19 protein-coding genes and 1 pseudogene are annotated in these 25,592 nt (G+C 73.9%); 12 read left to right on the top strand and 8 right to left on the bottom strand.

The window, feature by feature from the left end:
* Window positions 1-39 precede the first annotated feature (39 nt).
* Both lpdA and PV343_RS12580 read left to right on the top strand, forming a co-directional pair.
* Complete coding sequence (gene lpdA, locus PV343_RS12585) at window positions 40-1,452, top strand: dihydrolipoyl dehydrogenase (protein WP_319146951.1); 1,413 nt, start codon at window positions 40-42, stop codon at window positions 1,450-1,452.
* 14 nt (window positions 1,453-1,466) lie between these two features.
* Entirely contained in the window at window positions 1,467-1,994 is a 528-nt protein-coding gene (locus PV343_RS12580; RefSeq protein WP_319146950.1) for a GNAT family N-acetyltransferase, read from the top strand.
* 25 nt (window positions 1,995-2,019) lie between these two features.
* On the opposite strand, the gene PV343_RS12575 is transcribed toward PV343_RS12580, so the two are convergent.
* The gene (locus PV343_RS12575; RefSeq protein WP_319146949.1) at window positions 2,020-2,148 is read right to left on the bottom strand and encodes a hypothetical protein; all 129 of its coding nucleotides are present in this window, start codon (window positions 2,146-2,148) and stop codon (window positions 2,020-2,022) included.
* A 238-nt stretch (window positions 2,149-2,386) separates the two neighbouring features.
* Between PV343_RS12575 and PV343_RS12570 the strand changes: the two genes are divergently transcribed.
* A complete protein-coding gene (locus tag PV343_RS12570; protein WP_319146948.1) occupies window positions 2,387-3,187 on the top strand; it encodes a thioesterase family protein in 801 nt (266 codons plus the stop codon).
* Window positions 3,188-3,244: 57 nt separating this feature from the next.
* Here the strand turns inward: PV343_RS12570 and PV343_RS12565 are convergent, their stop codons facing one another.
* Window positions 3,245-5,263, bottom strand: coding sequence for a discoidin domain-containing protein (locus tag PV343_RS12565; protein WP_319147085.1), 2,019 nt, complete (start codon window positions 5,261-5,263; stop codon window positions 3,245-3,247).
* Between the two features lie 193 nt (window positions 5,264-5,456).
* Window positions 5,457-6,359 (bottom strand): GNAT family N-acetyltransferase, encoded by a 903-nt coding sequence (locus tag PV343_RS12560; protein ID WP_319146947.1) that lies wholly within the window; start codon window positions 6,357-6,359, stop codon window positions 5,457-5,459.
* Between the two features lie 128 nt (window positions 6,360-6,487).
* Here PV343_RS12560 and PV343_RS12555 point away from each other — a divergent pair, with 128 nt between their 5' ends.
* Window positions 6,488-7,579: a hypothetical protein gene (locus tag PV343_RS12555; RefSeq protein WP_319146946.1), complete on the top strand. Its 1,092-nt coding sequence runs from the start codon at window positions 6,488-6,490 to the stop codon at window positions 7,577-7,579.
* A 54-nt stretch (window positions 7,580-7,633) separates the two neighbouring features.
* Window positions 7,634-8,764 carry a sulfite oxidase gene (locus PV343_RS12550; protein ID WP_319146945.1) on the top strand — a complete coding sequence of 377 codons (1,131 nt, stop codon included), beginning with the start codon at window positions 7,634-7,636 and terminating at the stop codon, window positions 8,762-8,764.
* Window positions 8,765-8,786: 22 nt separating this feature from the next.
* Here the strand turns inward: PV343_RS12550 and PV343_RS12545 are convergent, their stop codons facing one another.
* On the bottom strand, window positions 8,787-9,887 hold the full coding sequence (locus PV343_RS12545; protein WP_319146944.1) for a hypothetical protein: 1,101 nt from the start codon (window positions 9,885-9,887) through the stop codon (window positions 8,787-8,789).
* A 107-nt stretch (window positions 9,888-9,994) separates the two neighbouring features.
* Window positions 9,995-10,891, bottom strand: a complete 897-nt coding sequence (locus PV343_RS12540) for a hypothetical protein (protein WP_319146943.1) — start codon at window positions 10,889-10,891, stop codon at window positions 9,995-9,997.
* A gap of 200 nt (window positions 10,892-11,091) precedes the next feature.
* On the opposite strand from PV343_RS12540, the gene PV343_RS12535 reads away from it, so the two are divergent.
* The 3 genes from PV343_RS12535 (at window position 11,092) to PV343_RS12525 (ending at window position 13,639) form a co-directional block, all read left to right on the top strand.
* Window positions 11,092-11,799 carry a VanZ family protein gene (locus PV343_RS12535; RefSeq protein WP_319146942.1) on the top strand — a complete coding sequence of 236 codons (708 nt, stop codon included), beginning with the start codon at window positions 11,092-11,094 and terminating at the stop codon, window positions 11,797-11,799.
* 72 nt (window positions 11,800-11,871) lie between these two features.
* Window positions 11,872-12,567, top strand: coding sequence for a response regulator transcription factor (locus PV343_RS12530; RefSeq protein WP_319146941.1), 696 nt, complete (start codon window positions 11,872-11,874; stop codon window positions 12,565-12,567).
* The gene (locus PV343_RS12525; protein WP_319146940.1) at window positions 12,560-13,639 is read left to right on the top strand and encodes a HAMP domain-containing sensor histidine kinase; all 1,080 of its coding nucleotides are present in this window, start codon (window positions 12,560-12,562) and stop codon (window positions 13,637-13,639) included. The genes PV343_RS12530 and PV343_RS12525 overlap by 8 nt, the downstream gene beginning before the upstream one ends.
* An 11-nt stretch (window positions 13,640-13,650) precedes the next feature.
* Here PV343_RS12525 and PV343_RS12520 read toward each other — a convergent pair whose 3' ends face one another.
* Window positions 13,651-14,571 (bottom strand): LysR family transcriptional regulator, encoded by a 921-nt coding sequence (locus PV343_RS12520; RefSeq protein WP_319146939.1) that lies wholly within the window; start codon window positions 14,569-14,571, stop codon window positions 13,651-13,653.
* Between the two features lie 117 nt (window positions 14,572-14,688).
* On the opposite strand from PV343_RS12520, the gene PV343_RS12515 reads away from it, so the two are divergent.
* Both PV343_RS12515 and PV343_RS12510 read left to right on the top strand, forming a co-directional pair.
* The gene (locus tag PV343_RS12515) at window positions 14,689-15,894 is read left to right on the top strand and encodes a diaminopropionate ammonia-lyase (protein WP_319146938.1); all 1,206 of its coding nucleotides are present in this window, start codon (window positions 14,689-14,691) and stop codon (window positions 15,892-15,894) included.
* Between the two features lie 118 nt (window positions 15,895-16,012).
* Window positions 16,013-16,243, top strand: a pseudogene (locus tag PV343_RS12510) (LysE family translocator); the annotation flags it as partial.
* A 68-nt stretch (window positions 16,244-16,311) separates the two neighbouring features.
* On the opposite strand, the gene PV343_RS12505 reads toward PV343_RS12510, so the two are convergent.
* Window positions 16,312-16,527, bottom strand: a complete 216-nt coding sequence (locus tag PV343_RS12505) for a hypothetical protein (RefSeq protein WP_319146937.1) — start codon at window positions 16,525-16,527, stop codon at window positions 16,312-16,314.
* Window positions 16,528-17,052: 525 nt separating this feature from the next.
* Here PV343_RS12505 and PV343_RS12500 point away from each other — a divergent pair.
* Complete coding sequence (locus tag PV343_RS12500; protein ID WP_319146936.1) at window positions 17,053-19,704, top strand: helix-turn-helix transcriptional regulator; 2,652 nt, start codon at window positions 17,053-17,055, stop codon at window positions 19,702-19,704.
* Window positions 19,705-19,976: 272 nt separating this feature from the next.
* Window positions 19,977-22,607 (top strand): helix-turn-helix transcriptional regulator, encoded by a 2,631-nt coding sequence (locus PV343_RS12495; RefSeq protein WP_319146935.1) that lies wholly within the window; start codon window positions 19,977-19,979, stop codon window positions 22,605-22,607.
* Here the strand turns inward: PV343_RS12495 and PV343_RS12490 are convergent.
* Window positions 22,601-25,333 carry a LuxR C-terminal-related transcriptional regulator gene (locus PV343_RS12490; protein ID WP_319146934.1) on the bottom strand — a complete coding sequence of 911 codons (2,733 nt, stop codon included), beginning with the start codon at window positions 25,331-25,333 and terminating at the stop codon, window positions 22,601-22,603. The genes PV343_RS12495 and PV343_RS12490 overlap by 7 nt on opposite strands.
* Window positions 25,334-25,592: the final 259 nt, after the last annotated feature.

The following is a 25,592-nucleotide window of genomic DNA, read 5'->3' as shown; positions in this document are numbered from 1 at the left end:
GTCCGACGCCCCGTACCGCTCCACGAGAGGACACACCCCATGCCCGAGCTGGACGAACGCTTCGACGTCGTGGTCCTCGGAGCCGGACCCGGCGGCTACGTCGCCGCCGTCCGGGCCGCGCAGCTCGGCAAGCGCGTCGCCGTGGTCGAGGAGAAGTACTGGGGCGGGGTGTGCCTGAACGTGGGCTGCATCCCGAGCAAGGCGCTGCTGCGCAACGCCGAGCTGGCGCACATCTTCACCCGCGAGGCGAAGACCTTCGGCATCAAGGTCGACGGACAGGTGTCGTTCGACTACGGCGAGGCCTTCCGCCGCAGCCGCAAGGTCGCCGACGGCCGGGTCAAGGGCGTCCACTACCTGATGAAGAAGAACAAGATCACCGAGCTCGACGGCCGCGGCACCTTCCTCGACCCGCACACGCTGGAGGTGGCGGGGTACGACGGCTCGACCCGCACCATCGGCTTCGAGCACTGCATCATCGCCACCGGTGCCACGCCGAAGCTGCTGCCCGGCACCCGCCGGACCTCCCGGGTGGTGACCTACGAGGAGCAGATCCTCGCCGAGGAACTGCCGGGGTCCATCGTGATCGCGGGCGCCGGGGCGATCGGCGTGGAGTTCGCCTACGTGCTGCACAACTACGGCGTGAAGGTCACCATCGTCGAGTTCCTCGACCGGATGACCCCGCTGGAGGACGCCGAGGTCTCGGCCGAGCTCGCCCGCCAGTACCGCAAGCTGGGCATCGACGTGCTGACCTCGACCCGGGTCGACGCCATCGACGAGTCCGGACCCAAGGTCCGGGTCACGGTCACCGCGAAGGACGGCGCGCAGCAGGTGCTGGAGGCCGACAAGGTGCTCCAGGCGATCGGCTTCGGCCCCAACGTCGAGGGCTACGGCCTGGACAAGACCGGCGTACGGCTGACGGACCGCGGCGCCATCGACGTGGACGGCCGCTGCCGCACTTCGGTGCCGCACATCTTCGCCATCGGCGACGTCACGGCGAAGCTGATGCTCGCGCACGCCGCCGAGGCGATGGGCATCGTCGCCGCCGAGACCATCGCCGACGCGGAGACCATGGAGCTGAACTACGTGATGATCCCGCGCGCGACCTACTGCCAGCCCCAGATCGCCAGTTTCGGCTACACCGAGGCGCAGGCCCGGGAGCTCGGACACGACGTCAAGGTCGCCAAGTTCCCCTTCACCGCCAACGGCAAGTCGCACGGCCTCGGCGACGCCAGCGGCTTCGTGAAGCTGATCAGCGACGCCAAGTACGGCGAACTGCTCGGCGGCCACCTGATCGGCCCGGACGTCACCGAGCTGCTGCCCGAACTCACCCTGGCCCAGCAGTGGGACCTGACGGTCCACGAGGTCGCCCGCAACGTCCACGCCCACCCCACCCTGGGCGAGGCGGTCAAGGAGGCCGTGCACGGCCTGGCCGGGCACATGATCAACTTCTAGGCCGGCCCGACCTGATGGACGACCTGCGTCTCCGCCCGGCCGCCGAACCCGACCTGGCGGCCCTCGTCCGGCTTCGCGACGCCGCGGCCCGCTGGATGCTCGGCCGGGGTGTCACCGGGCAGTGGCGGCCCGGGGAACTGGGCGAGGACCACTTCCGCCGGGTCATGGCGCACGGCGAGGTGTGGCTCGCGGAGACCGGCGGGAGCGTGGTCGGCGCCTGGGAGCTGTGGTGGCAGGACGAGGACGCCTGGGGGCCGCGGCCACCCGTCGCCGGATACGTGCACCGGCTCATGGTGGACCGGGGCGCCGCCGCGCCCGGCACAGGGCGGGTGCTGCTGAGCGCAGCGGAGGACCGGGTGGCCGCGGTGGGACGGTCGTACGCGCGGCTGGACTGCCTGGCCGGCAACGCGCCGCTCAACGCCTACTACCTGAACGCCGGTTACCGCGTCGTGGGCCGCAAGGAGGGCAAGCCGCAGCCGGGCGGGGCGCCCAAGTCCTTCACGCTGATGGAGAAGGAACTGGGGGGACTGGGGGAGGGGTGACGGGCGGCGCCTCGGGCACCGCGCGTCACAGTGCCGGTCCGGCCGCTTCCTCCCGTGCGGGCGCGGACCGGTCCGGCAGGGTGAGGACGGCGGCGACGGCCGGCAGGGCCACCGCTGCGAAGAACCAGAAGCCGTCTACGAGCCGCTGCAGCACGCGCTGGCCGACTTCGACGGGGCGATCCGGCAGGCCGACGACTTCTACCCGGCGACCATGGCGGGCCGCTGGAGGGCCGGTCCGGGCTCGCCTGGGCGAGCGGGTCAGCCCCGCCCGACTGCCGCCCACCGCCGTCCGGGACGGGTCACGCCGACAGGGACGCCGCCGGCCCTGCCGGAATGAGCAAGCGCTCAGTAACATGGTCGGCGGACAGTCGCGCGTGTCAGGAGGGACCACCATGTCCGTGTCGGAAGCCGAGGCCTTCTACGAGCGGCAGACCGCGGAGCGCTTCCTGCCCACCGGGTACACCCGGGGGCCGTGGGACGCGGGCTCCCAGCACGCCGGTCCGCCGGCCGCGCTGCTCGCCCTGGCCGTCGAGCAACGGCCGGGCGCACGAGCGGACATGAGGATCGCCCGGCTCACGTACGAGATCATGCGGCCGGTCCTGATCAGGCCGCTCACCGTGACCACGCGCGTCCTGCGCGCCGGCCGCAGCGTCGAACTCGTGGAGGCGGGGCTCGCCCCCGACGGCGGCGAAGAGGTGATGCGCGTGACGGCCCTGCTGATGCGGACGGCGCCGGACTCGGTGCCGGACGTCGCGCCGGGGCCCCGCTTGCCCGGACCCGGGGTGGTGCCCGAGAAGGCCTTCTTCCCGGTCCCCTGGGAGCAGGGCTACCACACCGCCATGGAGGTGCGCTTCGCCGCGGGCTCGTTCCTGGAGACCGGGCCGGCCACGGCGTGGATGCGGATGCGGGTGCCCCTGGTCGCGGGCGAGGAGGTCAGGCCGCTCAGCCGGGTACTGACGGCCGCCGACTCGGGCAACGGCATCAGTGCCGAACTGGACTTCAAGCGCTACGTCTTCGTCAACAGCGACCTCACCGTCACCCTGCACCGCCATCCCCAGGGCGAGTGGGTCTGCCTGGACGCCCGGACGATGGTGGACGGCGCGGGCATCGGCCTCGCCGAGTCCGCCCTGCACGACGAGAAGGGACCGCTCGGCCGCAGCACCCAGAGCCTGTACGTGGCGGCGCGCGCCTGAGCCGGCGGTGCCGCCGGCGCTGCCCTCAGCGGCCGGCGGCGCCTCCGGGTGCCGTCCTCAGCCGCTGTAGACGCCGACCTCGTACAGCGAGTAGCCCCACTGCGTGCCGCGCTCCGTGCCCGTGACGCGGACGTAGCGGGCGGGTGTGCCGCTGAACCGGACGGTGTCGAGACCGCCGTCGCCGCTCGTGGTGGACCAGGCGGTGCGCCAGTTCTCGCCGTCCGTCGAGAGCTCGACGCGATACGACCTGCCGTACGCGCGTTCCCAGTCGAGCGTGACCCGCCTGACCAGGTGGGTCGAGCCCAGGTCGATCCGCAGCCACTGGTCGTCGCTCCACCCGCTGGCCCAGCGCGTGTCCCGGGAGCCGTCCGCGGCCCGGCCCGCCGCGTAGCTGGTGAACGGGTTCCACTCGGTCGAACTGGCCGTCACCGAAGCCCCCTTGGCCAGGTCCACACCCGCCTGGTGCCGCTCGGTCGCCCCCCAGGTGCCGAGATAGGACTCGGCGCCCCGGAAGAGGTCGTCCACCACGTCCTGGCCGCCCACACGCCGGATGTCCTCGATCCAGTCCGGCACCAGGCCGTAGTGCGCCGCGCCGTCCGTGTTCAGGTCCCAGGTGCGCCGGCCCGTGGTCTGCCGGTCGATGAGAGAGCCCCCGTCGACGCTGCGGAAGGGGTACTTGACGGGGTTGGCGGTGTCGGCGCCGCGCGGTCCCGGCCAGCCGCCCACGCCGTTCATGTCGGTGCCGAAGCCGTATCCCACGCCGTACTTGTCGCGCAGGGCCTTGGTGCGCCTGGCCTCGGCGGTGAATCCCTCGGAGCCGTTCATGTACTGGGCGATGAAGCCGCCCAGACCGTAGACCCGCTCGGTCCAGTTCATGTCCATCCAGCTGTGCGAGGAGAGCACGCCGGGGTAGGACTCGGTGTCGAGGATGTCGAGCGCGCGGCCGACGGCCTTCACGCTCATGTGGTCGATCTCCAACATCATGTGACGCTTCATCATGCCGCGCACGGCGTACTCGCCCAGATCGGTCAGCCCGCGCGTGTTGCACTGCGCGTCCGCGGAGTACGCGGGGACGGTGACCCCCGCCGGGAGCTTCGCCTCGGCCCCGGCCGCCGTCGCGTTCCCGATGGGGTTGTCGTGCTGGGTTCCTGCGCACTTCTCCGTCTTCCAGAAGGTGCCGGTCGACAGGAACTGCCCCACGTTGATCGCCGTGCCGAGGGTGCCGGAGTCGAAGCGCACCCCGCACAGCGCGTTGTCGAACTTGTGGCACAGGAACATGCTGCGCACCCCGAGCCCGTACAGCTCGTCCAGGCCGGCGTCGATGTCGTGCCGGGAGCACTGCGGAACGTCCAGGATCTGCTTGCAGCCGAACGGTTCGGAGGTCTCCACACCGAGGACGACCGCCAGTTTGCCCTGCTCGACGACCTCGCGGGCCTGCTCGCTGTCGGTGACGATCCTGAACCAGCCCTTGCCGGGACCGCCGTACATGCCGTCGACGTAGTCCTGGAGGTCGTACGTCAGCTTCGCCTGGAGCCGGAGGGACGTCATCTCGTCGCAGCCACGGTCCTTGAAGAAGTACACCGAGCAGATGACGCCGTTGGTGACGAGGTCGTTGACCAGCACGCGCTGGCCGCCGCGCCAGGCCCGCTCCACCCAGGCGTAGTAGTTCTGCTGGTGGGTCAGCGAGTCGTGGGCGGGCCAGTCCTTGAAGGTGGGCCAGCCGACCGGGTCGTGCCTGCCGTCACCGCCCTTGGTGATGAAGTCGAAGACGGCGAGCGAGCCGTCGGGGTAGTGCTCGGGGCAGTCCTTGAGCGCGTCGGCGACACCCGCACGGGAGAACGGCTTGCCGCAGATGAGACGACCGCCGAAGCCCTCGTTGGCGAAGATGTGGTCGTGGGCGTCGACGAAGCCCCGCACCCTGCCCTGGGCGTCGGTGCCCGTGAACGGCGCACCGGTGACGTTGATCTGTGAGTCCGGTGCGGGGCGGGAGACCGGGTTCCACCAGTCGCCGTCCGCCGCCGAACTCGGCGTGGGGCTCAGGACGGCGGTCAGCAGGAGGAGCAGCAGGGACACCATGCCGATGTCCCTGCGCCGGCGGTCCGGGCTTCTGCGTACGGTCACGACCCACGTTCCCTCGGTCGGCGGGATGGCGCGGTCGACGGACCCGGGCGCCCGGGTCCGCGGACCCCGGGGCTCCCTCGCGCCATGGCTCGGATTGTCATGTACGACACAAGGTCGCCCCTGAGGGTCGCCGCTGCGGCCGAAGACGTCAAGACCGCTGCGGGGGCGATCCCTGACCGGCTTCCGGCGCGTCGTAGGAGAAGGCGTACCCGGTGAAGTCGGCCACCGGGACGTATCCGATGCGCTGGTAGAGGGCGTTGCTCGTGCGGTTGGCCGGGTTCGTGAACAGGACGACGTCCGTCGCGCCCGCGTCCAGCGCCGCCTGGCTGACCTCGACCGTCACGGCGCCCGCGTAGCCGCGACCGCGGAGGTGGGCCGGGGTGTAGACGGGATCGACCCGGACCATGCCCGCGACCATCGAGGTCGAACCCGCCATGGAGACCGGGGCGCCGTCCGGCGTCTCCCAGAACGTGAAGTGCTTGTCGCCGAAGCGTGAGACGCGCCAGGCGGCGGCGTCCGGGGACGGCGCCTCTCCGACGTCGACGGCGAACGCGTTGCACATCCCGATGACCTGCTCACGGTCCCGCTCGCCCGCCGTGCGGCCCCGGCCCTCCGGGCGGGGCCCGGGCGGCGTGAGCGTGCCGAGCCGGTGCAGGCGGCCCCACCAGTGGGGCACCGCCACCGCGTCCGCGTGCCGCTGCCACGCCTCGGTGAACGCGGTGGCCGTGTCGTGGTCCGCGGTGACACCGGCCGGGCGCAGGCCGACACCGGACAGGCGGACGGCGAGGGCGTCGGCGTGCTCGGGGGAGAGCGGGGTGAGGGTCAGGCGCTGGGTCGGAAGGCGGTAGAAGACGGCGTGGACCTCACCCCGCGACTCCAGCCGGCCGAACAGGGTGGGCCCGGCCCCGAACGCCTCGGCCCCGCGGGTCCGCAGCTTCTCGATGACGGTCAGCGGTGTGTTGTGCAGGGTGGGGCGCGAACGCAGGAAGTCCCCGGCCCGGGCGAGGAAGTCGTCGATGTCTTCGGTCAGGTGCCAGTCGTCCGAGTGCATGCTCGATGATCCCTCACCCGCTCGCCCCGGCGAGAGCTTCCCCCGGCAGTCGCCTGCCGGCGTCCCCCGGTGGCGGCGGCTCGGCCTGGTCCGGCCCGTTGTCAGTGGCCACCCCCATACTGACGACCATGCGGATCACGGAGCACGTACTCAGGCGGGCCTGGCACCGGACGGCCGCGGGTTCCGACCTGCTCGACGACATCATGCTTCCGCCCACCGGCACCTCACCCGACCAGTACGCACAACGCGTGGCCGAACCCGGCGGCCTCTTCCTCGTCCTGGACGAGGCCGGTACGGTGCGCGGCCACCGCAACCCCTACCGCGAGGTCTTCGCCACCCAGGACCTGGACCGGGCGCTGTACTTCGCCGCCGAGGACACCGTCCGCAGACTCGCCGAGCACATAGTCGCCCATTCTCCGGGCCAGGGCCCGGCCGCCAACCTGGTCACCGGCCAGGCCGGGCTGCTGGACCGGATCGACCCCGCATGGGGCGACAGGTTCCGCTCGGGCGGAGTGGACGGGACGGGGACGGTGCCGGCGCGGCCGTGCGGACGCGACCCGCTGGAGCGCCTCGCCTGGATCGCGGACGCCTGGCGCGACCAGGCCCCCTACACCCATCTCGCCTTCTTCCGCGGGGCGGACGTCAGCGCCGAGCAGATCGCCCTGCTCCACGGGGCCGACCCCGTACAGGTCGCCGCCGGGACCCGCCTGTCGGACCTGTGCGACACGGACGGCTCCGGCCGCGACCTCGGGGAGATCCCCTGGGAGACGCTCTGCTTCGGGCGGGAAGGTGACTGGACGTACCTCCTGCACCACGACGCGCCACCCGGCACCCGGGCGGACCGCACGGCGCTCGCCGGGCTCGGCGTCAGGGACACCGTGCTGCTGAGCGCCTGCTCCGCCAAGGCCATCTACACCTTCGAGCACACGCGCGACGGCGAGCGGGTCGCCGACGACGCGGGCGCGATCGAGCTGATCGGGTACGACCGCGGCCGCGCACCCTTCTACCGCGGCGGCCGGCTCGACTTCCTGAACCAGGCGATACGCCGGGCCGAACTGGACCACCCCGAACTGACCGACGAGTTCGAGCTGTTCTTCCACGCCCTGGACACCGCACTCGGCCTGCGCCTGCCCCAGCGGGACCTGAAGCAGGGGAGGGTCCGGGCGGCGCGGTGGGCGAGGCCGGCGACCGCCGAGGCGAGGCGGCCGTGGCTCCGGTAGAACGCCTCACCCGCCGCCCGTGCGCGAGCGGCGGGTGAGGCGAATAATCGGAGCATGGGGCGCCGGCTCTCCGACGTGAGCGCTCCTGCCCGGCTGGCCGCCACAGGCGAGGGGCTGGGGCAGGACGAGCTGGCGCTGGCCGCCCGCAACCACGGGCTGCCACTGGAGGCCCTGCGCTATGACGTGACGCCGCCCGGCCTGCACTACGTGCTGACCCACTACGACATCCCGTACGCGCCGGACGAGACCGCGTGGCGGCTGACGGTGGGCGGCCGCGTCCGCCGCGCGCTTGACCTCTCCGTGGAGGAACTGCGCACCCGCCCGGCCGTCACCACCCGCGTGACCCTGGAGTGCGCGGGCAACGGCAGGGCCCTGCTGTCACCGCGGCCGGTGAGCCAGCCGTGGCTGGTGGAAGCGGTGGGCACGGCGGAGTGGACCGGGGTGCCCCTGCGGCTGCTCCTGGCCGAGGCCGGCCTCGCCTCCGACGCGGTCGACGTCGTGTTCACCGGCGCCGATCACGGAGTGGAGCGCGGTGTCGAGCAGGACTACGAGCGTGGCCTGCCCGTCGACGTCGCCACCGCCGACGAGCCGGTCGTGCTCGTGGCCTACGCCATGAACGGAGCACCCCTGCCGCCCCAGCACGGCAGGCCACTGCGTCTCGTGGTGCCCGGCTGGTACGGGATGGCCCAGGTGAAGTGGCTGCGCGCGGTCACCGTCGTCGACGCACCCTTCACCGGCTTCCAGCAGTCCGTCGCCTACCGGATCAGGCAGCGGCCGGAGGAGGCGGGCGAGCCGGTCACCCGCATCGTGCCCCGGGCGCTGCTGACACCGCCGGGCTTCCCCGACTTCATGTCCCGCACGCGGGTGGTGCCGCCCGGCCCGGTGCTCCTCGAGGGCCGGGCCTGGTCGGGCCGTGCCCCGGTGACGTCGGTGGAGGTCAGCACCGACGACGGCGCGACCTGGCGGCAGGCCGAGCTGGAACCCGACCGCGGGCACCGCTGGGCCTGGCGCCGGTGGACCTGCGGCTGGTTCGCCGTACCCGGCGACCACGTGCTCAGCGCACGCGCCCGCGACGAGACGGGCAACACCCAGCCACTGGACCAGCCCTGGAACCGGGGCGGCTTCGCCAACAACACCGTCCAGCGCGTGCCGGTGTGCTGCCCGGACCCCGACGACCCGGAGTGACGACGCCGTGGTGCGGTCCGGCTCAGGCGATCGACGGGTCCGACTCCTCCCGCACCGTCCAGGACACCCCCTTCGGCAGGGCCGCACTCGCCGCTCCGAGCCCGCGCAGCGGGAACACGACGACCGAGGCCGCGGCCAGGGCGCACAGCAGCCAGTCGAGGGCCCAGGGCAGCCGGTCCGGGCCGACGTACAGGACCGGGGCGGCGAGCAGCGCGGCGAGCAGGGCGCCGCCGAGCATGGGGATGTGCACGGGGGCGGAGAACTTGGCGGTCCTGGGGAGCCGCCGGACGGGACGGTCCGCGGCGGGCGGGTGGACGGCGGCCCTGAGGTACGGGCGTGCCTCGTCCGGGTCGGAGAGCCCCGTCAGCACCTCGCCGCTGTCCGCCACGAACGCGGCGGGCAGTTCCGCCTCGATCAGCTTCCACCGCTGCGGCCAGCACAGCCAGCCTTCCCGGCCGTCGAGACACAGGGCGGCCCTGCCCACCTCCTCGCAGGGAGCGGCCAGCTTGAGCTCCCGCCCGTCGGCACGCAGGACGATCCAGTGGTACTGCGTGGCGCTCACCTGGCCGGGCTTGTCGCCCCGCTCCAGGTGACGCATGCGGACGGGTTCCCCCACCCGCACGCGCACGGCGTGCAGTTCGCTCCGCCCGGCGTCCTCCGACAGCACCCGCAGCTTGGCGCGTACGTCGGCCTGGCTGACCCGGCGGCGCGCGAAGCCGAGGGTCTTCACCGTCGACACGGCGACGAGCAGGATCACCACCCCGGAGAGCACCCCGCCCGAACCGGCCGCCAGCCGGGCGAGGACGAGCGGCGTCACCAGGAGCAGGACGGCGCCCGCCGTACGGCCGGTGTCCCGCGCCGGCGACGGGAGCCGGCGCGGCGGCGGTGGCACCTCGGCCCGCGGTCCGGGAACGGCCGGGGCCGTCGAAGGCCCGAGGAGCGGCGCCGCCCGGCAGGCGAGCACCCAGGCACCGGCGGTGACGGCGCCCGCCCCGAGGGCCGCCAGGATGTCCCAGCGCGGGGCGGGGGCGTCGTAGCGTGCGAACACCAGGATCAGGGCAAGTGCGGCGCAGCCCAGGGAGGCGATTCCGCACAGGCGCGTGAACAAGGTGGAGCGTCGCATGGGTGTCCTTCACCTGAGGGTGGAGGCGGGGTGGGGCACCGTCTCATGAACCGGATGAGTACGTGGGGCGTACAAGTTTCGGTCATGATCCCCGGCGAAGTAAAGGCTCAGTCGGTCACCGCCCCGGCGGTGTAGAAGACGGACGTGCCCTGCTTGCTGCGCTGCGCCTTGTTCTTGGCCACCAGGTTCTCCAACGAGGTGCGCACCACGGTGGCCTGGACACCGCGCTCGGGGTGTTCCCGGTCGAGCGCCTGGGCCACTTCCGCGGCGGAGCGCGGTTCCTGCTGACCCGTCAGGTGCTTGAGGACGAGATCGATCAGTGTCGGCCGGGCGGCCTTCGCCGCCGTCGCCTCTCCTGTCGCCTTCTTGCCGGCCGCCTTGTTCACCGTCGACTTCCTGGCCGGCGCCCGCTTGGCCGCCGACTTCACGGCCGGTGCCTTGGTGGCCGTGGCCTTGACGTTCGTGGCTTTGGCGTTGGTGGCCTTGTCGGTCGTCGCCTTGGTGGCTGTGCCCGTGCCCGTGGCCGAGGCTGTGGCCTTGTCAGCCGGCGTCTTGGTGGCCGTGGCCTTGTCAGCCGGCGACTTCGTGGCCGGCGCGGACTTCTCGGCCGGCGCCTTCGTGGCCGTGGCCTTCTTCGCCGGTGACTTCTCGGCCGTCGCTGTTCCGGCGGTCCTCTTCCGCGGCGACGGTACGACGGCTCCGTCATCCGGGCCGGGTCGGGGTGCGACGGCCGGGACGACGAGGCCGAGCGCCTGCTGCATGTTCACCAGCACGGTGTGGTCATGCTGCAGAGCCACCAATTGCTCCTGCAATGCCGCGAGTTCGGCGGCAATACGGTCTTGTTCCTTGACGTTGCGCTCAAGGTCCGCTGCGACTTGGTCGACGTACTGTGCCGTCAACTCGGTCGCGCGAGCAGTGCTTTCGGACATCCTTCGCTCCTCGGTCGGTAGCCGGGTCGGATCCCCCCTATGGGCGGTGCGGCGATTCGGAGAAGAACTGCGCAACTGTCCCAGGGCAGCGATAGTACGGGTGAGGCAACCCGTTTTCCCCCTGTCCGGGAAAACGCCCTCCGTTCGGTGGGTCGTTTCCGTCTGCGAGTTGTCCAGGAGATGTCCGCACGACGGGTGGTGCGGACTGCGTGTATCGCGGGTGTATCGGAAATCCCATACGCCGTCGCAACCGCCTTCCGTCTTCCATGGAAGGCATGAACCACACATCATCGCGGTCGGTACCGCCCCGCCGCCGTGTCCGCGGGGTCGTGCTCCCGAGTCTGGCGGTCCTCGGACTGGCGGGCGCCCTGTTCGTCGTGCGCAGACCGCTCATGATGTCCGCCCCGACGTGCATGGCCGGGCGATGGCACGGCTGTTACGACACCTTCAACGGTGTGGTGCTCATGATGCTGGTCGCCGTGCCGTTGTCGGCTGTGGTGGTGTGGGCTCTCGCATCCCGTCGGCGGGCCGCCGGGGACACGTCGGCGTGGCGGACGTCGCTGGCCGAGGTGGGCATGGTGCACGGGACGGTGCCGTTCGTGTGGCTGACCATGATGCCGGGTGCCGGAGCCGGTGCCGTCCCCGGCCGGGTGAGCCTGGTACCGCTGCGGGACCTGGTGACGATGGGGCCGCTCGGGATCGCCGGCAACCTGCTCGTCTTCGCGGCGCTGGGGTTCTTCGCCCCGATGCGGTGCGCGGCGCTGGCGTCCCTGCCGCGGGTCCTGGCGCTCGGGGCGGGCTGCTCCGCCCTGGTGGAGACCGCGCAGTACGTGCTGCGTCTGGACCGGGTGTCCTCGGTGGACGACGTCCTGGTCAACGCCGCCGGTGCCGTGCTGGCCGCGCTGGCGTCGCGCCGCTGGTGGCGCACTCCGGCCGGGACGCCTTCGGACCGGTCCCGCCCCGACCCGGTACCGGCGGCCTGAGCTGAGCCGAGTGTCCGGTGTGACACGGCTCCGCATACGCCGGCGATACGGTGCGCTGCCTAGGCTTCGGACATGCGCGTACTGATCGTGGAGGACGAGCCCTACCTGGCGGAGGCCGTCCGTGACGGTCTGCGGCTGGAGGCGATCGCCGCCGACGTCGCCGGCGACGGACACTCCGCCCTGGAACTGCTCAGCGTCAACTCCTACGACCTCGCGGTCCTCGACCGTGACATCCCCGGCCCCTCCGGCGACGAGGTCGCCCGGCGGATCGTCGCGTCCGGCAGCGGCATCCCGATCCTCATGCTCACCGCCGCCGACCGGATCGACGACAAGGCGTCCGGGTTCGGGCTCGGCGCCGACGACTACCTCACCAAACCGTTCGAGCTGCGCGAGCTCGTGCTGCGGCTGCGGGCGCTCGACCGCCGACGCGCGTACGCCCGGCCGCCGGTCCGCGAGATCGCGGGCCTGCGGCTCGACCCCTTCCGCCGGGAGGTCTTCCGCGACGGCCGCCACGTGGCGCTCACCCGCAAGCAGTTCGCGGTACTGGAAGTCCTCGTCGCGGCCGAGGGCGGGGTCGTCAGCGCCGAGGAGCTGCTGGAACGGGCCTGGGACGAGAACGCGGACCCGCTCACCAACGCCGTCCGCATCACGGTGTCCGCGCTGCGCAGACGGCTCGGCGAGCCATGGGTCATCGCCACCGTGCCGGGTGTCGGCTACCGTATCGACGGCGGTCCCGGCACGGCGGCCCCGGGCACCCGGCATGCGTAGACGCGCGGGGCTCAGCGTCCGGCTGAAACTCACTCTCAGCTACGCGGGCTTCCTCGCCGTGGCGGGCGCCCTGCTGCTGGCCGTGGTGTGGGTGTTCCTGCTGCGCTACGTACCCGACAACAGCCAGGGGCTGCTCGGGGTCTCGCCCAACCGCTACCTCCTCGTGCGCACCTTCGCCCCCGCCGCGGCCGTGGCGATGGTGTTCCTGCTCGCGTTCGGCCTGGTCGGGGGATGGGTCCTGGCCGGCCGGATGCTCGCGCCCCTCACCCGGATCACGGACGCGGCGCGGACGGCCGCGAACGGGTCGCTGTCCCACCGGATCCGGATGAAGGGCCGCCAGGACGAGTTCCGGGAACTCTCCGACGTGTTCGACTCGATGCTGGAACAACTCGACGCCCATGTCGCCGAGCAGCGGAGGTTCGCCGCGAACGCCTCCCACGAACTGCGCACCCCACTGGCGATCTCGCGCACGCTCCTCGACGTCGCCCGCAAGGACCCCGCGCGGAACCGGGGTGAACTCATCGACCGCCTGCAGGCGGTCAACACCCGGGCCATCGACCTCACCGAGGCGCTCCTGCTGCTCAGCCGCGGGGACCGGGGAAACTTCACCCATGAGGAGGTCGACCTCTCCCTCCTCGCCGAGGAAGCCGCCGAAACGCTGCTTCCCCTCGCCGAACAGCGCCGGACCACTCTCGACGTCACCGGAGGGACGGCCCGGACCAGCGGCTCCGCGGAGCTTCTGCTGCGGATGGTGACGAACCTCGTCCAGAACGCCGTCGTCCACAACCTCCCCTCCGGCGGCGCCGTGACGGTCCACACCGAGGCGGAGGGCGGCACGAGCGTGCTGCGGGTCGAGAACACGGGCCCGCCGGTCCCACCGGAACGGGTACCGACCCTCACCGAACCCTTCCAGCGAGGAGCGGAGCGGGTACGCACCGACGAGCACGCCGGTGTCGGTCTCGGCCTGGCCATCGTGCGCAGTGTCGTCCGCGCCCACGACGGGACCCTCGACCTCGTTCCCCGTCAGACGGGCGGCCTCGTCGTCACGGTCCGGCTCCCCGGCGGCCCCTGACAGGCCACGGTTCAGACCTGGGCGGTGCGGAGCGCGACCGCGCGCAGGAGAGCGGCGCGGCAGGCCAGGACGGCGGGGTGCCGGCTGCGGCCCCGGCGGACCACGGTGAAGATACGACGCGTGCGCCGGCCCCGGGGGAGCGGTCGCAGCGCCACGGTCGCCTGCTGTCCGTTCCAGAGGAGGTCGGGGAGGAAGGCGGCGGCGTGGTCCTGTTCGACCAGGCGCAGGTGGAACAGCAGGTCGGTGGTCTCGTACCGGACGTCGGGCTCGAAGCCCGCGGACCGGCACAGGGACATGGCCCAGTGCCGTGCGGCCGTCCCCTCGGGTTCCATCACCCAGGGGTGGTCCGCGAGGGAGCGCAGCGCCGCCATCGGCGTCTCGGTGCCCGCCTTTCCGCCCGCTCCGGGCACCGCGAGGCGGAGCGGGTCGTCGAGCAGGTCCTGCTGTTCGAGCTCGGCGGGCCGCGGATCGGGGTTGCCCGGGTACTCCTCGGCGAGCACGAGGTCGAAGTCGCGGGCCTGGAGGGCGGACAGGGCCCGCTCTGGTTCCATGTGGGTGACGTGGACGCGCAGGTGCGGGTGCAGGTCACGCAGCAGCCCGAGCGCGGTGGGGACCAGGGTGAGGGCGGCGGTCTGGAACGAGGCGACGCGCAGGGTGCCGGTGAGGTCGGTCAGCGAGGTGGCGATGTCCGCCTCCGCCCGCTCCAGACGCTCGAGAACGGCCTCGGTGTGGGCGACGAGGATCTCCGCCTGCTCGGTCAGCCTGACGCGCCGCCCGACCGGTTCGAGCAGCGGGACGCCGACCTCGGACTCCAGTTGGGAGAGCTGCTGGGACACCGAGGACGGCGCGTAGGACAGGGCGGCGGCGACGGCCGCGAGCGTCCCCCGGTGCTTGAGCTCGCGCAGCAGGCGCAGCCGGTGCAGGTCGAACATGGGCGGGCCACTCACTTCCCCCGCCCGCACGGCCCTGCGGAACAGTCGGTTCTTCCGATGAGTATAGGTCGGAAACATCCGCTGGACCGATCGTAGAAGCCGGCGGAGTCTGTACGTGTGTCCGACAACGCTTTCCCCTCCCGCACGCTGCCGTGGCTCGCGCGGCCCGCTGCCCGCCGCTGGCGGTGCGCGCCCGCGCCCGCGGCGGTCCGCGCCTTCCACTCCGCGCTGTCCGACTACTTCCCGACACCGCTGACCGAGCTGCCCGGGCTGGCCGGGGAACTGGGTGTCGGGCGCGTCTTCGTCAAGGACGAGTCGTGCCGTCTGGGCCTGCCCGCGTTCAAGGCGCTGGGAGCGTCCTGGGCGGTCCACCGCATCCTTGCCGAGCGAGCGGCGCACGGGGCGGGGTCGCGTCAGGTCACCCTGGTGACCGCCACCGACGGCAACCACGGCCGCGCGGTGGCCCGGACGGCACGCCGGCTCGGGCAGCACGCCCACGTCTTCGTCCCCCGTGGCGTGCACCCCGAGGCCGTGGCGGCCATCGTCGCCGAGCAGGCGAAGGTCACCGAGGTCCCGGGGGCCTACGACCAGGCCGTCCGCCTGGCGGCCGAGGCGGCCGCAGGGCCCGACGCGGTCCTCGTCCAGGACACCGCCTGGCCGGGCTACGAGCGCGTCCCGGCGTGGATCGTCGAGGGTTACTCCACCCTGTGCGCCGAGATCGACGAGCAGTTGGCGGACGCGGGGGCCGGCCCGGGCCCCGGCCTCGTCGCCGTACCGGTGGGGGTGGGGTCACTGGCCCAGGCCGTGGTCACGCACTATCGCAGCCGCCGCTGCGCACCCGCGCCCGCGCTGCTGTCGGTGGAACCGGAGACCGCCGCCTGCGTCCTGGAGAGCCTCGCGAGCGGCGGGCCCGTCAGCGTGCCCACCGGGGAGACCACCATGGCGGGTCTGAACTGCGGGACCCCCTCCGGCATCGCCTGGCCCTTCCTGCACGGCGGCCTGGACGCCGCGACCGCCGTCCCCGACGCCGCCGCGGCCCGCGCGGCCGCCCGTCTCGCCGCCCTGGGCGTCTCCTCGGGTCCGTGCGGCGCGGCGGCGCTCGCCGGCCTGCGCGCCGCACTCACCGGAACGGGCTTCGAAGAGCGCCGCACGGCCCTGGGGCTCGACGCGGCCTCGGTGGTCGTGCTGCTGAGCACGGAGGGCAGGGCCGCGAACCCGCACTCCGCCGCAGGCCACCCGCACTCCGCCGCAATCCACCCGGACCCCGCCGCAGACCACCCGCACTCCGCCGCAGGCCACACGGCCCCCACCACCGGCGACTGATCACCCGCAAGCCGTACCACCGGAAAGCCCGGAGAATCCCCGTGCTGAGCAACCCCTGTCTCCCCGGCCCGCCGCCGACCGGCTCGACGGTCACCCCGTCCACGAGGAGGGGCGGGGCGTGCTGACCCACCTCATGGCCGCCGCCGGAGTCCTGGGCCTGCTCACCGTCGTACCCGGCCCCGACATGGCGGTGGTCACCCGGCGCGCGCTGCCGGCGGGTTCCGGGGACGCGCTACGGACCGTGGGCGGCATCGCGACGGGCCTGCTGCTCCGGGGCGCGCCGACTGTGGCCGGACTCGCGGCGGTGCCGGCCGCCAGAGCCCGAACAGCGTTCGCGGTACTGCTCCTTGTGGAGCCCTGACGTCACCTCGCGCGCCGCCCGCCGCCGCGGGGCGGGGTGGCTCCGGGGCGAGCGCCCTAGTCCGTCTCGCGTGCCAGCACCCGGCGGGCGGCCTCGGCCTCCGCCGCCGGCGGCGACAGCTCGTCGAGGGTGTCGAGTTCGTCGTCCGCCTCCAGCTCGCGTTCCCAGGCCGCGGCGAGCTGTTCCTGCTCCTCGCGCGGCCTGTCGCCGACGGCCTGCCGGTGTTCGGGGTCCAGGGCCGCCAGGAATCGCGAGACCGGGTCCGTCGGCATGCTGTTCTCCTTGTCGCCCGGGAAGGGTGCCGCTCCGGCCCAGCATGGCGAACGGCCCCCGCGCCGTCGGCGCCGACACGGCCCGGGGCCACCCTGATGGCCCTGAGCGCCGCCCACCGCCTTCGGCACAGGGGCGGCGGAGGACAAGTTGAGTAGTTCCCATCCCTGGTCGGCCGGGCACGGCCCACGGAGACTGTGCGGGACCAACTGACCACCACGTCCCCGAGGTATGGGGCGCCGGGGGAGGGCCGGATGGCCGTGACCGCCGGCGCGGGGCCGAAGCCGGGGTGACCCACCGGCTCGGAACGTGTCCGCGGGCGGTCGCGGACCCGGCCGGCGGGCGCGGCCACGGCCACCGCCGCCCGGCCCGGCCGGCCGTCCTCGGGCCGCCGTCCGAGCGCCGCGGTCCACGGACCCGGCGTCATCCCCCCACACCTGCACAGCCGAGAGCCCGACACACCGGCCCGCACACCGCGGGACATCCGGACGTCGCCGGGCCGGGTAATGACTTCGACCAAGGAACCCATGAAGCCTTCACCCCTCTCTCCCCGCACCCCCCTGCCCGGCACCGTTCCGTGTCTCACCACCGATCCCACGTTCGTCGGCAGGGTGGGTGAACTGGAACAGATCCGCCGGATCATGACGTCCGAGCACCGGGCACACGGCGTCCTCGTCGCCGGCCCGGCCGGTATCGGGAAGACCCGCCTGCTGCACGAGGCCCAGGGCCTCGCCGGCGACCGGCGGACCGTCAGCCTCCACGGCCGTGCGGACGTCGCGTCCGCCGCCTCCGGCGGCACCGCGTCGCGCCCGCACGGCGCGCCTCCCGCCATCCCCGCCACCGCACGCGCGCTGACCGAACTGCTCGGCTCCCTGGAGCGGCCCCGAGCGGGATCCTGGCTGGTGAGCGTGGACGACGCCGACCTGCTGGCGCCGGCGCTGCTGCCCCTCCTCAACGAGGCCGCCCGCCACCCGTCCGTCAAGCTGCTTGTCTCGGTCACCAGCGACGGCACCGCACTGCCCCCCGGCATCCGGGCGCTGTGGTGCGACAGCGGTCTGGTCCGCATGGACCTGCGGCCTCTCGAAGCCGCGGACGTCAAGCAGTTGACCGACTCGCTGCTGAGCGGGGGCCTCGGCCAGAGCAGCGCGGCCCGGCTGGCCCGGATGTGCGAGGGCAACCCGCGCCTGCTGCTCGAAGTCACCCGCGCGGCCGTCGAGCAGCGTATGGTCACGCGCGCCGAAGGCAGTTGGCACTTCACCGACGCGCGGCTCCCGCTGCCGGTCTCCGTGCTCGAGATGATCGATCCGGAACTGGGCGCACTCAGCCAGGCCGACAGGGAGATCCTCGAACTGGTCGCTCTGGCCGGCGAGCCCCGCCTGGCCTCCGTGGAGATGTTCTGCGACGCCCTGCGGCTGGAACGGCTGGAGCAGCGCAACCTCCTGCGCATCGTCGAGGACGCCGGTGACGGACCGGGCCGTCCGCGTGTGCGGATCGCGCACGCCCTGATCCGCCACGCCCTGTCCTGCTCACTGCCCGCACTGCGCCGCCGTCGGCTGCTGAGGGACTGGCTGGACGCCCACGGCCCGGCCGAACTCATCGAGCACGACGACTGCCTCCGGCTGGCCCACTGGCATCTGGACGCGCTGGAGACGCCGCCACGCGAACTGCTGGACCGGGCGATCGAACAGAGTCTGCGCGAGCAGGCACTGCCGAGCGCCGTCCAGCTCACCAAGGCAGGCTGGCAGCACTATCCGACCCGGGCGGCGGCCGAACTGCACGCCCGCGCGCTGACCGCCGCCGCCGACTTCGAAGGGCTCGCCTCCTTCGTCACCGGCGTGCGCAGCCGTGGCCCCGCCTACGCCCATGCCCTGCGGGAGGCCGAGGCACGCGGACTGTTCCTGCAAGGGCGCTACGCGGAGCTGCACACCGTGCTGCCCCAGCTCCCGGAGGGCGAACAGGCCTACTACCGCATGGTGTCCGACTACTTCCAGGGCAGGTTCGCCCGGGCGCGGGCGGGCGCCGAGGCGCTGCGGCGGAACGGGCCGGAGGCGCACGCCCTGGAGGCAGGGCTCATCATGATGGGGTCGATGTGCCACATGGGCCTGCCCCGGCAGGCGCTGTCGCTGTACCACACGCTGCGCGCGGAGCTGGAGCGTACGCCCGGCGGGCCGACGCGGTTCCACGCCGACTCGCTGGAGGAACTGCACGCCTCCGCCCTGCACTACTGCGGCCGGCTGGACGAGGCCGAGGGGATCTACTGGCGCGAGTACACGCAGGCGCTGGAGAAGTACCACGTCCGCGTCGAGGCACAGCGGGGCCTGGCGCTGGGCCATCTTCTCTACGACCGGGGCATCATCGAGGGGTCCCTGAAGTGCGCCACGTTCACCTCCAGTTACCGCGTGGGCTGGCGGCAGTGGCAGGTCAAGGCGGGGATCCACGCCGCTCTGGCAGCGACCGCGCTGCCCGCCGACCGGCGGCCGGCCGACCCGCTGCCCGAGGGGCTGACCATGGACGAGGCCGGACACTGCGCCGTGTTCCTGGCCGTGGTGCGCGCGCGGCGCCACCATGAGCAGGGAGAACCGCGGGCGGCCACCCGGATCCTGCACGACGCGGTGACCGCCGCCATGGCCGAGGGGGCGCACGCCGACGCCGTGACCGGACTGCACGAGTGCGCGCGACTCGCCCTGCCGGGCCCCGGAGTCGCGCACACCGAGCTGCACCTGGAGGGAGCCTTCCTGGTGGCCAGGGCGGACTACGTGTGGGCGTACGAGGCGTCGGACCCCAGGCTCATGGGAGAGGCGGCCGCGACCTTCGCCGAACTGGGCGCCTTCCTGTTCGCCGCCGAGGCGTACGCCGAACAGGCCCGGTTGCACGAACGACTCGGAAGCGCGAAGGCGGCGACCGCCGCCACCGCGCAGGCCCGCGAACTGCTCCTCCGGTGCGGGCCGGTGGAAACCCCTCCGCTGCGCTTCCTGGGCCGGCCGGCCCCGCTCTCCCACCGGGAGCGGACCATCGCCGGGCTCGCCTCCCGCGGTCTGCAGGACAAGGAGATCGCGGAGCGTCTGTGTCTGTCGGTGCGCACGGTCGGGAACACGCTCTCCCGCGTCTACCGCAAGATCGGCGCGGCCAACCGCCGTGAGTTGCAGCTGCTCATGACGTGCGCCGACGGCGCCACCTGACGGGACGGACCCCTCCGCCGTACCGGCCGCGACGCCTTCCGGCCGCGGCGGCTCCACACCAGGGCTCCCTGACGGGACGCTACGGTGTTCCCCGGCCGGCAGCCGCCCCGGCCGTCGGCCGCCTTCCGCGCGGCCCGCGCATGTGCGACAGTCACGCCGGAGCGGCGATTCGGCCGACGCCCGCACGACGGGTGACGCCCGTCTCGGCCGAGGGGCCGCCGAACCTCGCAACGGCCATGTGGAAGCCGACGTCACCGAAGCGCAGGAAACCGATGAGCGGGACTCACGATGGCACGCGGGCCCAGCCCTGGCCGTTGCTCGGCCGTGCCCGGGAACTCGCCGAGGCGAACCGCGCCCTCGGGGACCCGCACCGCGCCGGGGTCCTGGTGACCGGGCCCTTCGGGACCGGACGCAGCAGACTGGCGCGGGAGTGCTGGTCCGAGGCCGGGCGCCGGGGCCACCCGTGTCTCGAGGCGGCGGCCACCCCCGCCGCCCGGTCCATACCCCTGGGCGCCCTGGCGCCCGTGCTCGGACCCGGCCCGGACGGCACGCCCGGCCTGTCGGCCCCGCTTGCGCCGGGGCCGGGGCGGCCCCGGCCGGTCCTCTTCCTGGACGACGCCCCTCACCTGGACGACGCCTCCGCCCGGATGCTCGCCGCACTGATGCACGAAGGCCGCGTCTCGCTGGTGGTCACCGCCGAGCCCCAGGGCCCCCTGCCCTGGCGGGAGCATGGTCTCCTTCCCGTACGCCTTCAGCCCCTGCCCCTGGACGTGGTCGACCAACTGCTGCGGCACGCGCTGGGCGGTGCGGTGGAACGCCGTACCGTACGCCTGTTCCGCCAGGCCAGCGGGGGACGGCCGCGCGAGCTGGAGGAGGTGCTGGACGGCGCGCTGCGGCGGGGCGTGCTGGCGCACGACGGTCTGGTGTGGCGCCTCACCGGCCCGCTCACGGCGACCTCCCGGCTCCGCGCCCTGGTGGAGAGCCGGCTGCGCCGTCTCTCCGCGCGGCACGCGGAGTTCCTGGAACGCGTGTCGGTGTGCGGGCGCCTCACCCTGGACCCGGCACGCCACGCCGACCTCGGGCGACTCGCCGAGGAGGGCTGGGTGCGCCTGGTGCCCAGCGGACCGTACACGCAGGTGGAGCTGTGCAGTGCCCTGCACGGTGAGGTGCTGCGGTCCCGCCTGCCCAGCCAGCGGGTGCGCCGCATCCTGCGGGAGGAGGCGGCGCGCTCCCGGCACCTGCGCACGCACCCGGGCGTCCTGCTGGACATCGTGCGCTGGCGCGCGGACGCGGCCGAGCCCCTCGACGAGGCCGACGTGGAGGACGCCGTCGCCGTGGCCCGGCGTACCCCGGACCACGACACCGCCCTGCGGCTGGCCCGTGAACTTCCCCGCCTGCGACCCGGCCCGCACAGCGTGCTGACCCTCGCCGAACAGCTCTTCGAACGCGGTCACTGTCAGGAGGCCGAGGCCGCGCTGGAACGGGCGGCGCGGGACGCCACCTCACCTGCCGACCGGGTCGCGGCCACCGCGCTGCACGTACAGCACCTGGCCGTAGGGCGGATGAGCGCCGCGGAGGCCCTGTCGGCCGCTGCCGAGGCTCGGCGGGCCTGCCCCGGCGCGCCCGAGACGGCGGTCCTGGACGCCGTTGAATCCGCGCTGAGATGCCGAATGGGCGACATCACCGGGGCCCTGCGGGTCCTGACCGGCATGCCCGCCCACGCACCGGGCCCGGCCCACCACCTCGCCCAACTGGCCCGCAGCCACTGCCTGAGGGAATCGGGCCTGACGGAGGCGGCGGCCCACCTCGCCCGGCGACCGTGGCCGGGCCCGCCGACGCCCGGCACGGACACCCTCGCGCACCCCGCCCTGCTGATCGGCGCCCAGGCCCGTGCCCTGGCCGAGTCCGGAGCACTCCGGGCGGCCGGCCGGCTGGCCGAGCACGGCTACGACCGGGCCGTGGATGCCGGGGCGCTGAGAGCGCAGACCTGGCTGGCCGAGCACCTGGGATGGACGTACTACCTCCAGGGCCGGCTCGACGAGTCGCGGATCTGGTACGCGAGCGCGCTGGCCCACGCCCGGGAGGCGGGGCTGCGGTCCGGGGCCTGGGCGGGAACCTGCGGACTGGCCCTCGTCGCCGCCGTACGCGCCGACGTCGCCGAGGCCGAACGCCGGTGGCGGGAGGCCCAGGAGCTGGGCGACGGCGCGTGGTGGCGGCCGGAGCAAGCCCTCGCCGGCGCCTGGCTCGCGGCGGCCACGGGACGGATCGCCGAAGCCCGGCAGCGGTTGCGGGAGGCCGCCGAGGACGCCGCCCGGCGAGGCATGCGCACCAGCCAGTCCCATCTGTGGTGCGACGTGGCCCGGCTCGGCGGCGCACGGGAGGCCGTGGCCCCCCTCGCCCGGCTCGCCGCGTCCTCCGACAGCGCGCTGACCGGCGCCCGCGCCGACTTCGCGCGCACGACGGCCTCCGACGACGGCACCGCGATGGAGGCGTGCGCCGCCGGGCTGGAGCGCTTGGGCGCCCGGCTGCTCGCGGCGGAGGCCTGGAACGCGGCCACCGCCGCGCACCTGCGCACCCCTGCTCCGGACGCGGCTCGCCGGACCAGGGGGCGCGTGTGCGACCTGACGGACCCGGCGGGCAGCGCCGCCAGGACGCCGGGCCTGGTGGATCCTGACGCGCGTGCCCTGCTGACCGGGCGGGAACTCCAGGTCGCCCTGGCCGCGACCGCCGGCCTCACCCAGGAGGAGACGGCCCGGCAGCTGTCCCTCGCGGTACGCACCGTCGTCAACCACCTGCACCGGATCCGCGCGAAACTCGGGGTCAGGGACGTCCGCGGGATGCGGGCCGTGCTGTACCCGGGGCCGGCGCCCGCGGCACCGGTCCGGACCCGCGCCGGTCAGTGAGCCGGCCGGGCCGGCGCGTCGGCCCGCGTCGCCTCGAAGGACCGTACGGCCGAGGTGAGTTCGTGCCGTGAGGACACCCCGACCTTCGCGTACGCCCGGTGCAGATGGTTGTCCACCGTCCGCACCGACAGCACCAGCCGGTCGGCGATCTCCTGACTGCTCAGCCCCTCCACCGCCAGCCGTACGACGTCCCGCTCGCGGCGCGTCAGCGGCCGGATCTCGGGACGCTGCCGGGACGGCGTGCCGACGCGCTCGGTGCTGACGCGGTCGGTGCCGCAACGGTCGAGGAGACGCCGGGACAACACGGCGGCATAGGTGGCCGCCTTGGCCTCGTCCACCGCGGCCGCGAGAGCCGAGGCCTCGCGGGCGGCCTCCGCCCCGGCCATGTCGATACCCAGTCGTTCCAACCGCTCGGCCGTCCCGCGCAGCGCGCGGTGGTCCCGCGCGGCGAGCGCCGCGGCGAGCTGGGCCCGGACCCCGGCGAGCGGACCCTCACTCCGCGCCGCGAGCTGGGTCAGCCGCACCCGGACCAGTGCGGCGGCGCCGAGCCTGGCGGCGTCGGTCAGCAGCCAGCCCTCGTAGGCGGCCATCCCGGCCTCCCGCGCTCGTCCGGCCGCCTCGACGAGCACCCGGACCGCCGGCTCCCGGGCCCCGCGAAGGGCGCTCAGCCAGGCGACCGCGAGCTGCTGCAGGAACAACGCCGCCTGCTGCACTTGCAGTTGGTCGCCGTCCAGCGCGGCGAGTTCCCTTACGGCCTCCGCCTCGCGGCCCGCCTGGGCGTGCACCGCGGCCAGACCCGCGCCGGCGAACACGGCCGCCCGCCGGAAACCGTGGCTGCGCGCCAAACCCAGCGCCTCGGTGAACCAGTCCCGCGCCAGCGGGAGATGCCCCGCGACCAGCTCGCACCGGCCGAGATGGGCCGCCAGCCAGATCTGCGGCGCCAGTGCCCGCGCCGCCACGGCCTGGTCGAACGCCTCCCGGCCCACCGCGCGTGCCTCCTGCCCACGCCCCGCTTCGGTCAGCGCCGCGACACGGTAGATGGCCGGCCCGCTGGCGTGCGACGAGGCACACCCCGGCAGTTGGGCACGCTCGGCGGCGATCAGCTCCTCGTGCACCGCGCGCGCCAGCCGGGCCGCCTCGTCGGCGCGCCCGGCATAACAGAGCGCGAGCGACCGCTGGAGCTGGGCCCACATCCGCAACCGCGGTACGGCGACGTCCTCCGCGTCGGACAGCAGGCGCAGGGCGTCGGGGACACGGCCCGCGTAGAGCCGGTAGCCGGCCTCGTTGATCCGGAGCACACGGCGCCCGACCGCGTCCAGCCGTGCGGCGGCACGCGCGTTGACCTCCAGGGTCCGCCGGGTGTCCGCGAACCCCCAGAACAGGTTCTGGGTGCGTTCCATCACCACGGTCACCAGGTCCTCGTCACGCTCGGCCAGGCCCTCCGCCGTGACGAGACACTCCTCGGCGGCCGCCCAGTCACCCGTGTGGTGGTGGGCCTCGCCGCGCAGCAGCCACACCTCGAGGACCGCCTCGTGCGCCGGGACGCCGTCGAGCAGCCTGAGCAGGGTGGGATAGTCGCGGACGTGCCGGGCGATGCGAGCCGCGGGCAGCAGGACGTCGAGGCCGACGGTCAGACCGGCGGCCAGCCGCCACGAGGCCAGCCGCAGCGCGTCCTCGCGGCGCCGGGTGCCGAGCGCGGCCAGCCGGGCCGCCTGCGCACGGTACACGGCGACGCGCCGGTCGGCGGGGATGCCGTGCCGCACCACCTGCCCGAACAGCGGGTGGTCCAGGGCGCAGACGGTGCGCCGCCCCTCCGTGCGGACACGGACCAGTCCCGCTTCCTCCAGCGCCTCCACGTCCTCCTGCTGCCGGCGCGTCCCCGCGAGAGCGGCCAGCGGCAGCGGACCGCACAGTGCCAGCAGCTCCAGGACGTGACGCCGGCGCGCGCCGAGCCCCTTGAGCCGGTTCGTGACGACGGCCGTCAGCCGCGGCGGCTGCGCCGGAGCGCCGATGAGCCGCCACAGGCCGTTGTCGTGCACCAGCCGCCCCGCGGCCAGGCCACCGTTGACCAGTTCCCGCAGCAACAGGAGGTTGCCGCGGGAGTGGTCGGCCAGGGTGCGCACGCTCGCGTGCTCCACCGGGCCCCCGAGGGCCGCGCGCAGCACCTCGGCGGTCTCACCGGCAGCGAAGGCCGCGACCTCCAGACGCCGGGTGGAGTCACCGAGCGCGAAGGAGTCGACCACGTCCGACGGCGGGGCGGGAGTGCGCACCGTACCCAGCAGGAACACGGTTCCCGCCCGGACGAGATGACCGAGGAGCACGGCCGACGCGTTGTCCAGCAGCGGAAGGTCGTCCACCCAGATCACCACGCGTCGCCGCCGCCCGCCGTCGGCGCGCCCGTCGAACGCCGCCATGGCGGTACGGAACAGCCGCGCCGGATCGTGTCCGGGTGCCTCGGGCGGCAGCAGATGGCCGAGGGCCCCCAGCGGGAGCACGGTGTCGCCCCCACCGGCGGTCACGCGTTCGGTGCGGTGACCCGCCCGTGCGGCCAGGGTCAGGCACTCCTCCGCGAGCCGGGACTTGCCCACACCGGCGGGCCCGTCCACCAGCAGGGCCCCGACGCCGTCGGCCGACAGGTGGGTGCGGAAGGCCGCCAGCTCCGTCTCACGGCCGACGAAGGGCCACTGACGGGCCCGGTCACCGTCGCCGGGCGTGGTGTCTGGCATCGCGCCGGAGCCGGAGCCGGAGCCGGAGCCGGAGCCGGAGCCGGAGCCTGGGCCGGGGCCGGGGCTCGGATGGAACGGCCGCGGACCGTGACCGCCGGGCGTCGGCGCTGGATTCTGGGACATCACCTCGGGCTCCCTACTCCGTGGCACGGCCCGCGCTGCGGTCGCGCACGACGGGGAAGGCACCGCTGTGACACCCGCCGGCGCGGTTCCGGACCGGACGCCGCCGGCACACCTGCACACGTCCGGAAGAGCCTGC

The sequence above is a fragment of the Streptomyces sp. WI03-4A genome (assembly GCF_033792105.1).
Classification (GTDB): Bacteria; Actinomycetota; Actinomycetes; order Streptomycetales; family Streptomycetaceae; genus Streptomyces; species Streptomyces collinus_A.
The sequence above is the reverse complement of the archived record's forward strand: the minus strand, read 5'-3'. Positions and strand labels throughout refer to the sequence as shown.